General features: G+C 37.8%; 6 protein-coding genes, 3 pseudogenes and 1 riboswitch. Of the genes and pseudogenes, 4 read left to right on the top strand and 5 right to left on the bottom strand.

Annotated features, from left to right (window positions below; genetic code table 11):
- Nucleotides 1-175: 175 nt before the first annotated feature.
- A pseudogene (locus GFJ36_RS29175) lies at nucleotides 176-499 on the bottom strand (hypothetical protein).
- 137 nt (nucleotides 500-636) lie between these two features.
- A complete protein-coding gene (locus tag GFJ36_RS16910; RefSeq protein ID WP_097889762.1) occupies nucleotides 637-1,029 on the bottom strand; it encodes a VOC family protein in 393 nt (130 codons plus the stop codon).
- A gap of 111 nt (nucleotides 1,030-1,140) precedes the next feature.
- Here GFJ36_RS16910 and GFJ36_RS16905 point away from each other — a divergent pair, with 111 nt between their 5' ends.
- Nucleotides 1,141-3,450, top strand: coding sequence for an AAA domain-containing protein (locus GFJ36_RS16905; protein ID WP_060486490.1), 2,310 nt, complete (start codon nucleotides 1,141-1,143; stop codon nucleotides 3,448-3,450).
- A 75-nt stretch (nucleotides 3,451-3,525) separates the two neighbouring features.
- Nucleotides 3,526-3,628, top strand: a riboswitch (SAM riboswitch).
- Nucleotides 3,629-3,716: 88 nt separating this feature from the next.
- Nucleotides 3,717-4,922, top strand: coding sequence for a M20 family metallopeptidase (locus tag GFJ36_RS16900; protein ID WP_097889763.1), 1,206 nt, complete (start codon nucleotides 3,717-3,719; stop codon nucleotides 4,920-4,922).
- A gap of 160 nt (nucleotides 4,923-5,082) precedes the next feature.
- Here the strand turns inward: GFJ36_RS16900 and GFJ36_RS16895 are convergent.
- A pseudogene (locus GFJ36_RS16895) lies at nucleotides 5,083-5,223 on the bottom strand (Lrp/AsnC family transcriptional regulator); the annotation flags it as partial.
- A 39-nt stretch (nucleotides 5,224-5,262) separates the two neighbouring features.
- Here GFJ36_RS16895 and GFJ36_RS29785 point away from each other — a divergent pair.
- Nucleotides 5,263-5,361 (top strand): annotated as a pseudogene (locus GFJ36_RS29785) (IS6 family transposase); the annotation flags it as partial.
- Between the two features lie 189 nt (nucleotides 5,362-5,550).
- On the opposite strand, the gene GFJ36_RS16890 reads toward GFJ36_RS29785, so the two are convergent.
- Both GFJ36_RS16890 and GFJ36_RS16885 read right to left on the bottom strand, forming a co-directional pair.
- Nucleotides 5,551-7,377, bottom strand: a complete 1,827-nt coding sequence (locus tag GFJ36_RS16890; protein ID WP_097889764.1) for an alpha/beta fold hydrolase — start codon at nucleotides 7,375-7,377, stop codon at nucleotides 5,551-5,553.
- 59 nt (nucleotides 7,378-7,436) lie between these two features.
- Complete coding sequence (locus tag GFJ36_RS16885) at nucleotides 7,437-8,021, bottom strand: TetR/AcrR family transcriptional regulator (protein ID WP_060486510.1); 585 nt, start codon at nucleotides 8,019-8,021, stop codon at nucleotides 7,437-7,439.
- 674 nt (nucleotides 8,022-8,695) lie between these two features.
- Here GFJ36_RS16885 and GFJ36_RS29780 point away from each other — a divergent pair.
- Nucleotides 8,696-9,314 (top strand): serine hydrolase domain-containing protein (locus GFJ36_RS29780; RefSeq protein ID WP_242016014.1); only part of this gene is annotated, 619 nt, incomplete at its 3' end.

Here is a 9,314-nt window from a genome sequence, read left to right as displayed (position 1 = left end):
GATAGACAAGCTGCCTAGCGAAAAAATCACATTTTAATAGGCTTCTTTAGTATGCCTATTTTTCTATCAATTGTTGGTTTTGAACCAAGGATTGTTTCATATTTAGTAAGTTACTTGGTTAGCTTGATGGGCATGGGGTAGCATCACATTAAGAAAAGAAATAGGAGAGAATATTCTATTTCTTTTTATTAATATAATAAAATGTAATGACTAAATCCAAGGTAATGATAATAATGAGAAGTAACAAGTGTATAAGTGCATCAGTTTTCCCGTTTAATAAAGACTTTATAAAGAAATCCCATTCTGTTTCATAGGGAGGCTCTATCCAATCCCGTTGCAGCCCTCACATCATTCCATTTATGAAAAAGATAATACTTAATAGAATTCTTCCAATAAATACGGCAACTACTTTTAAATTCCAATGCTTTATCTTGATTACGTAAAGGATTGGAAAGAGTATAAGTATCCAAAAAACAAGACTATAGATTGTATTTATCATTCTCTCCTCCTAACAAAATGATTGTTTTCTAATCTTGGTGAATTTTCAGGTTGGAGGTATGTTTCATTGTTACTGGATGTGCACTTATAAAAACAAGGGCCGGAATTCCGGCTCTTTTTCTATCTTAAAGTCTTACTTTATCTCTCCGTTTCAAAAAACTCAATCCATTCTCCATCAGGACCAGCGAAGAATATGTAACGTGTTCCATCTGGTAATGTTTCAATTTCTTCTCCTAGTAAAAAGGTTACTCTGTGTTTCTGTAGTCTTTTGATTTCATCTTCTAATGAATCCACTTTAAAGCAAATGTGATGTACTTTTCCTTCTGCCGGAAGAGAAGGGTTGTAGCCTTCAATTAATTCAAGTATCGTTTCCTTCGATTCTTCCACACCTAAAAAAGCGAGTTTTAAGTCGGGATTCGGGTGACCCATACGTTTAATGAGCTGTAAGCCGACTACTTCTTCATAAAATGAAATAGATGTTTCTAAGTTTGCGACCATAAGACCGACGTGTTCGATTCTTCTAACTGGCATGTAGATTCCTTCTTTCTGAAAATTATACACAATATGTTATTGAAAATTAAGAAAATAAGCAAGATAAAAACCTTACAAATTTTAGCGTGTTATATGGTATAGTGAGAAAGTATGTTTGGGGAGAAGGAAGGAGATTATACGATGAATACACCTACTCAAACTCCTTCATTATCGGCAACGATGAAAGAGTGGCATTATGCATTAGCGTATGAAATTAAACATTGGAAAACGATAGGTGGTAGTAAAATTTCTATCATGAACGGTCGTTTTTTATATACAGATTATGAAAGTACAGTATACGTATTTCAGCTCATATCGGAAGTAAGCTTACCGGAAGGTTCACCAATTCGAATTGAGTTTGATGGTGAGGAAGCGACAGGAGAAGTATTATCTGTACATGGATTAGAAATAGAACTGAAATTAAATGATTATATACAAGGTGAAATACGAGAAGCTGTTTTATACAGTGAACCGTGGCAATTGTTAGAGCAGCTACAAGAGCGATTGAAAGAGGCACATAAAGATAAGTTAAAACGTAATCGTATAAAGCGTCTTGTTGATGGGACGAGCAGTCCGAAACATATTGAGAAGATGAAAAATCCGAAAAATGAATTGGCATATCGTTCATTTTACAATCCGACAACGTACGTGTGGGGACCCCCTGGAACAGGGAAGTCTTACAATTTATCACGTATTATTTCGGCGCATTATCAAAAAGGAAAATCGGTACTTGTATTAGCTCATAGTAATGCGGCAGTAGACGTATTAATGAGTGAAGTAACGAAGCAAATTGAGAAGAAAAAGAAATGGACACCTGGCGAAATTGTTCGTTACGGTTATAGTCAACATGAACATATAAGAAATCATGAAACATTACTTACGTCGAAGCTAGTTGAAACCACGAACGGATCATGGGGAGAAGAAAGACTCTATTTAGAGGAAACACGACAAGATCTTCGTGAAAAGATTTTATCATATAAAGCGACTTCTGCTGATAAGAAGCGTATACAAGAGATTGAAAGTGATCTTCGAAAGCAAAAAGCGAAAATTAAAGAAGTAGAAAAAGAATATATTGAAAATGCGAAAGTAATCGGTGCGACTTTATCGAAATGTGCCATTGATTCACTTATTTATGAGCGTACATTTGATTTAGTTGTCGTAGATGAAGTGAGTATGGCATATGTTCCGCAAATTGCATTAGCAGCTTCACTTGGAAAACGTATCGTCGTTTGTGGGGACTTTTTACAGTTACCTCCAATTGCGATGGCGAACCATGAACTCGTTCGAAAATGGCTTGGGGAAGATATGTTTTACCATGCTGGGATTGTTGATTCTGTCAATAAATCAGAAGCACATCCGAACCTATTTATGTTGCAGGAACAAAGACGTATGCATGCGGATATATCTAAGTTTACAAATTCATTTATTTATAAAAATAGAGTATATGACCATCCGTCTGTTTCAGAGCGTAAAGAACTTGCGCGATTGCAACCGTTCGCAAATGAGGCAAGTGTTTTATTTGATACAAGCTTAATGGGAGCCTTTTCGTTAAAGGACGCTGCTTCTGGTTCTCGATTTAACATTATGTCTGGTTTAGTAGCGATGCAAATGATGTTAATCGGACTGTTAGATGGTGTTCAATCGATCGGTGTTGTTACACCTTACAGGGCACAATCCCGCTTTTTATCAACGTGTATTAGAGAAATGTTGCAGAGAACGAAATATCAAAACATACCAGTTTTAGCGGCGACGGTTCATAAGTTTCAAGGTTCTGAAAGAGATATGATGATATTTGATACGGTTGATAGTTATCCGCAAGAACGACCTGGCGTGTTATTCTTTGACCATAAAAATCATCGCCTCGTCAACGTTGCAGTGACAAGGGCGAGAGGGAAGTTCATTCAATTATCAGATTGTCATTATATGCGTAAAAACCTTTCGAGAAAACAAGCGTTATCACAATTAACAGCTCATATAGAACGTCACGGAGATGTGTATGATCGTACGACATCAAGACAATTGTGGGAGCGGAAAATTTCGAAACGTTTACGCTGGTTTATGGAAATGAATCTTGAAGAGCCGAAAGGGTTATTGAAAGATATTTTAGCCGCAAAACGAAAAATTATTATTTCACTTCCAAGTACAAAGCAAGTGGATAAGCGAGTCTGGCAAGCGTTAATGCGTACAAATGCGCAAATAACAGTGTATAGTGATGGACCAGTTCCGTTAAAAAATGTAAAGTTACAAAGACAAAATAAAGCATTCCCGTTTATCGTAATCGATGATGAAATCTTTTGGGCAGGAGCACCGCTCACATCTCAAATGATGTTTGAAGGTAGTATGGAATTTCCGTACGTATGTGCAAGATTACAAGCACCGGAAACAATTGGTGTGTTAAAAGGATTTTTAGATACTCGGTAAATTCGGATAGGAATTCCTTGACTTTTAATTGGAATGAGCATAGAATGAATATAATTTAATATAATCTTATGAAAATTCTTATCACGAGAGGTTGAGGGACTGGCCCTATGACACCTCGGCAGCGGATTCTTTTATGAATACTGTGCCAATTCCAGCAAGGTAACTTGAAAGATAAGAAAGAAGCTCATTTTGACTGTAAATGCAGAAGCCTCTTTCTATCTTTTAGAAAGAGGCTTTTTTATGTGAAAATATAAGGGGGAAGAGAAATGGGAGCGACTGGAGTAACGTCACAAAGAAAAACAATTGAAGAGAGTATAGAAAGAAATAAGGAAAAGTACATAGAAACAAGTCACGATATTCATGCGAATCCGGAGATTGGTAACCAAGAGTATTACGCATCAAGAACGTTAAGTTTATTACTAGGTAGTGCAGGGTTTCAGCTGCAGCACAATATAGCTGGACATGAAACAGGTTTTATCGCGCGAAAAAGTTCAGGAAAACAAGGGCCAGTTATCGCATTTTTAGCTGAGTATGACGCTTTACCAGGACTTGGTCATGCGTGTGGTCACAATTTAATTGGCACAATTAGCGTTGCGGCCGCGATCGCATTATCAGAAACGCTTGAAGAAATTGGCGGAGAAGTTGTCGTGTTTGGTACTCCAGCTGAAGAAGGAGGACCAAATGGTAGTGCGAAAGCGAGTTATGTAAAAGCGGGGTTATTTAAAGATATTGATGCGGCACTTATGATTCATCCGAGCGGAAAAACAGCGCCAACGAGCCCTTCACTAGCAGTCGATCCACTTGATTTTCATTTTTACGGAAAAACAGCTCACGCCGCAGCTTCACCTGAAGAAGGGATTAACGCATTAGATGCGATAATTCAACTTTATAACGGTATTAACGCACTTCGCCAACAACTTCCATCAGATGTGAAAATTCATGGCGTTATTACCGAGGGCGGAAAAGCACCTAATATTATTCCTGACTACGCATCAGCAAGGTTCTTCATCCGTGCAGCAACGCGAAAAAGATGTGCAGAAGTAACAGAAAAAGTAAAAAATATCGCACAAGGAGCAGCGTTAGCAACAGGCGCAAAAGTGAAAATCCATCAATTCCAAAACGAAATCGATGAACTACTCGTAACAAAAACATATAATGACGTCGTAGCCGAAGAACTAGAATTACAAGGTGAAGACGTAAATCGGAAAGAAAGATTTGGCATCGGCTCAACAGACGCAGGAAACGTAAGTCAAGTCGTACCAACAATTCATCCGTACATTAAAATCGGTCCAGATGACTTAATTGCGCATACGAATGAATTTAGAGAAGCAGCACGTTCAGAACTTGGAGATAAAGCGTTAATTACATCCGCAAAAGCACTAGCGAATACGGCGTATCGATTAATTACGGAAGAAGGGCTGTTAGAGAAGGTGAAGGAGGAGTTTAGAGAGGCGCAGAGGAATCAGGGGTAAGGGTACTCTATTCGAAGAGGAATCTAATTAATAAGTAGAGATGCAAAAAAGAACATTGAAATATCAATGTTCTTTTTTGTTTACTAATCATTGATTTTGTTGGTTTTTCTCATAAAAGAAAAACTTTTACTGTTAGCGGGGGATAATACGTATCTCTTTATCAGAACGACAATTTCTCCTCAAACTCACTCTTTAAAACAATTAAAGGAGACGATAATCCAAATTGCATTAAGGAGTCTAAAAATGTAGCGAGAGAATCCATCGAATCGCTCATGACCTTCATCATATAATTAAACTCCTCGCCGAATTTGGAAAGTGAAAAATAAATCTGCACGCTTATGAAACCATTCATACCCTATATAAACAAAGGCGAAGTCTTCAAAGAGACTCCGCCTTTTCAACGTACAACGAACTTCAACAATTACTAGCTACTTCCTAAACATTGTTCCGCATTTACCAACCTGTTTATGCTTTTTTCAAACTTTGCAACAGAATCAGTTTAACCATCATCATGTTCATGGTACTTTAGGTTATTTAAGTTCAGTTGAGTTCAGAAAACGAGCCCTTAAAAAAGCAGTCTGAATTTGTGTTGACAATCACACCTCCATCAATACTATCAAAAGAACCTTTATACTGTTACAGCTTGAGAAATCCATTGAGCAGTTAGTTCAGGAGATTCAACAGGAAACTGATGACCGTACTGAATACGTGTAATATCCAAGTGTTCAAACTGCTTTGGGACATGATGATCCTTGTCCAAATCTCCCCATAGTATCTTAATTTTCCTCTTATCCCATGTCTCGGGATTTAACTGGATGGATTTTGATATAGTTAAGCAAGACATGACCGTAGCGTTAGTTTTGCGTATACGGGGGGATTTTAAATCACGGACCACAGAATGAGCGTAATTACTCAATAACTGACTGGATGTTCTAAAGCTATTGGTTTGAAGTAGCTCTTTTTCCAAACGGGCGGGCTCCATATATTTTAGAACGAAACTTGTAATACGTCGAAATCTATATTTAGGTTGGATAGGATGCAGTACTGGCTGCAATAAAATGAGTTGTTTGATCAGTGAGGGCAGCCGTTCCATCACTTGAGCCGCAATCAATCCGCCAAATGAATGCCCCACTAATATAACGGGTCTGTTCAACTCAGTGATCATAGTGGAAATGCTCTCTACATAGCCTTCTATCACAGAAGGATTATGGTGATAAGGGGTACGCCCAAATCCAGGTAAATCTACGAACCAAGTATTTAAACCGCTTAAAAATTGTGAGAGGGGCAAAAGGGCATCGGCATTGCTGAACGTCCCATGAAGAAAAATAATAGGTGTTTCATTGCTATCTTTCTCTAGCGAAACTAAGTTAGCCCTTCTTCGTTGACTAAAATCTTTCTGCTCATTTTGATTCAGGCCTAAATGATTTAACCGATAATCCAAATCACTAATGATAAAAGGGAGCGTGGACGGAACTACGAATGAATTTCTGCCGTTCCTTTGTTCTATTTCTAATTTACTGTAAACAGGGAATTCCGACTTAACAAGAAAACTCATGGATTCTTTAGGGATACCAAGCATCTTATCAGCACCCATTCTAAGCACAGTTTTCAATAACGGAAGCGGTATAGTTCCTAACGGCTTTGTTGTCTGCAATTCGTGTGCCATGAGTTTGATGAAAGTTCGGATCGACGGACTTTCTTGCTTAGAATCTAAAAGATAGTAGGTATTGCTTGATAACCCTTCTGTGTTAACAAGTTTTGAAATAAACGAAGCCACATGGTCAATATGAACCATTGGTAACCAATAATTGTCGCCGCCTGGAACAAGCGGCATAAGATTTCGCCTTACGGCATCGACTAAGATACTAAGGCCTCCAATCTGTTCTGTTTTCCCTGAGAAGGAGTCTCCGACGATTACACTAGGATTAACAGTAGATAAGGGAATGCTCATGTTATGAAGAGATTTTCGTATATAAGAGTCGGCTAAAAACTTCATTTTTTCATAAGGCGGTTGATTGTCCAGCAAATGATCTAGATCCAACAATGCATTTTGTTCATGATAGGGACTCATAAAGCCTGCGACATGGATAAAATGCTTTAATTCTTTTTCAGCGTGGATATCCTGTGCTAGCCGAACAAGGGATTTTGCAGGGGTGAGGAAAGACTGTTCAGCTTCAAGGAGGTTCAACTCAATATTCATTGGACCTCCTGCGTGAATAATTAGATCAGTTGCAAGTAATTGTTTGTAGCTGTCATCACTTAAACCTAATCGAGGCTGCGTTAGATCACCGATAACAGGAACAATGTTGTTCTGTTGATCGGGTGCCAGTTGATTGATGATGGTAAGAAGACGATTTTTTTGACGTACAAGTACATAAATCTGATGCTGAGAAGCTAACTCAGCGATTAAATGACGTCCAATATAACCAGTTCCGCCAGTCATGAAGATATTCATAATAAAAACACTCCTTTATTATTTTATAGTACTAATTAGTACTAATGTATCTAAAAATATTACTTTAGCATGGAAGCTAAAGTAGGAAATAAATTTTTGATCATATCTTGGTTGTTAGAAGCTTGAGCCAAGAAGAGAGCACCCTCAATAGAGGAGACAATCAACATAGCTGTTTGTTTAACGGGCAGCTCTTTCTTTAGTTCTTGTCGTGCAATCCCTTGGGCTAAAATCAATTCAACACCATGCAGCTGTTTTTCAAAAAAACTCTTGATTCTATCCCTAATTTCAACCGCGTCAATAGGCGTCTGTGTATACAGAGTCAGGAAAGGACAACCGCCAAGGTAGTTATTTTGTTCAATAGTATCGCTTAAAATGTGGAGTACCGCTTCTAATTTCTCTTGAACGGTGAGCTCATTTTGAGACACAATATAATTAATTCGCTGTTCGTAATGTGCTATCAACTGATTAACAATAGCGAGCAGCAGCTCCTCCTTGCTCTTAAAATAATAATAAATGTTCGTTTTTGAAACTTTGCTATGTGCGACTATGTCGTCCATGCTTGTTGCTAGAAAACCTTTAGTAAGAAACAATGTAAAAGCGGATTGCAGAGCAATATCTTTATTAGTAAGTGTATTTTTTTTCATATTAGTACTATACAGTACTATAAATGGAGAGTCAAGGGAATGATTGATGAAATGCATAGGGGTTCGACCACACATCCATCAACTTAAGAAAAGTAAACATTCCAAAAACAAAAAAATGAGCTACCTTCTCAAAGTAACTACCTGTAGAGAAAGAAAGAGTTCATTTAGTGGGTACTTCAAAACCTTAGCTTGATTGCGATGGGGTCACCATATCAAAAAAAAAGAAAATTGTACGTTTAGACATATTTTTCAACCGCTTCCTGTACGTTAAGGGACTCGTTATTTTTTTTTACAGTTTTTTATTATGAAATTCTAAATAATTAATTATAATAGATGAAAAAAACGATCAATAGTTAGGGGACGGAAAGGATTCGAATTTACATTCTTTCTCAATACATATTATGGATAAATAAAGTAAAATATGGGTTGGGGTTATGTCTCATGTTGTGTTAATCCTAACAATAACTAAGGGTACATAATATGCTTTCATACCTTTGAATGATTTTGTTATAGGAGGGATGGAGATTTAAATGGCTCAAATTGTTGGTATTGATAGATACCTTTGTACTGGGGCTTTAATCTATATGCGTGAGGGCCTTTCCCTAAGTCTTGTCAAGAAGTAAGGAACAGTAAGCAAACACTGATATAATATGAATCGAGAAGAGGAATGCCTTATGAAAATACGTAGTCAAATTACATGTGCAAGTCTGGCCATTTTAATAGCTGGAAGTTCCCTGTTATATACAACACCAACCTCAATTGTAAAAGCAGAGCCCACTCAAAATGTATCTAGTTCGTTACAAACAAATACTCAACGAGATCGTACTTCCGTCAAGCAAGCAATGCGGGATACATTGCAACTTGGATACCCGGGGATACTTGCTAAAACTTCTGAGGGTGGAAAAACGTGGGGTTATGCCGCTGGGATAGCGGATCTGAGAACCAAGAAACCAATGAAAACAGATTTTCGCTTTCGCATTGGCAGTGTGACGAAGACGTTCACCGCAACAGTTGTACTTCAATTAGCTGGAGAGAAACGCCTGAATCTAGACGACTCCATCGAAAAATGGTTGCCTGGTGTCATTCAAGGAAATGGATATGATGGTAACAAGATTACTATCCGGCATATATTGAACCATACAAGTGGTATCGCTGAATACTCAAGGTCAAAAGACGCTGATTTTACGGATACAAAAAAATCGTATACGGCTAAAGAGTTAGTGAAGATGGGGATTTCTTTGCCCCCAGACTTTGACCCAGGAGAGGGCTGGTCTTATTCAAACACAGGATACG

It is taken from the genome of Bacillus sp. EE-W1 (assembly GCF_009760835.1).
Classification (GTDB): Bacteria; Bacillota; Bacilli; order Bacillales; family Bacillaceae_G; genus Bacillus_A; species Bacillus_A wiedmannii.
The sequence above is the reverse complement of the archived record's forward strand: the minus strand, read 5'-3'. Positions and strand labels throughout refer to the sequence as shown.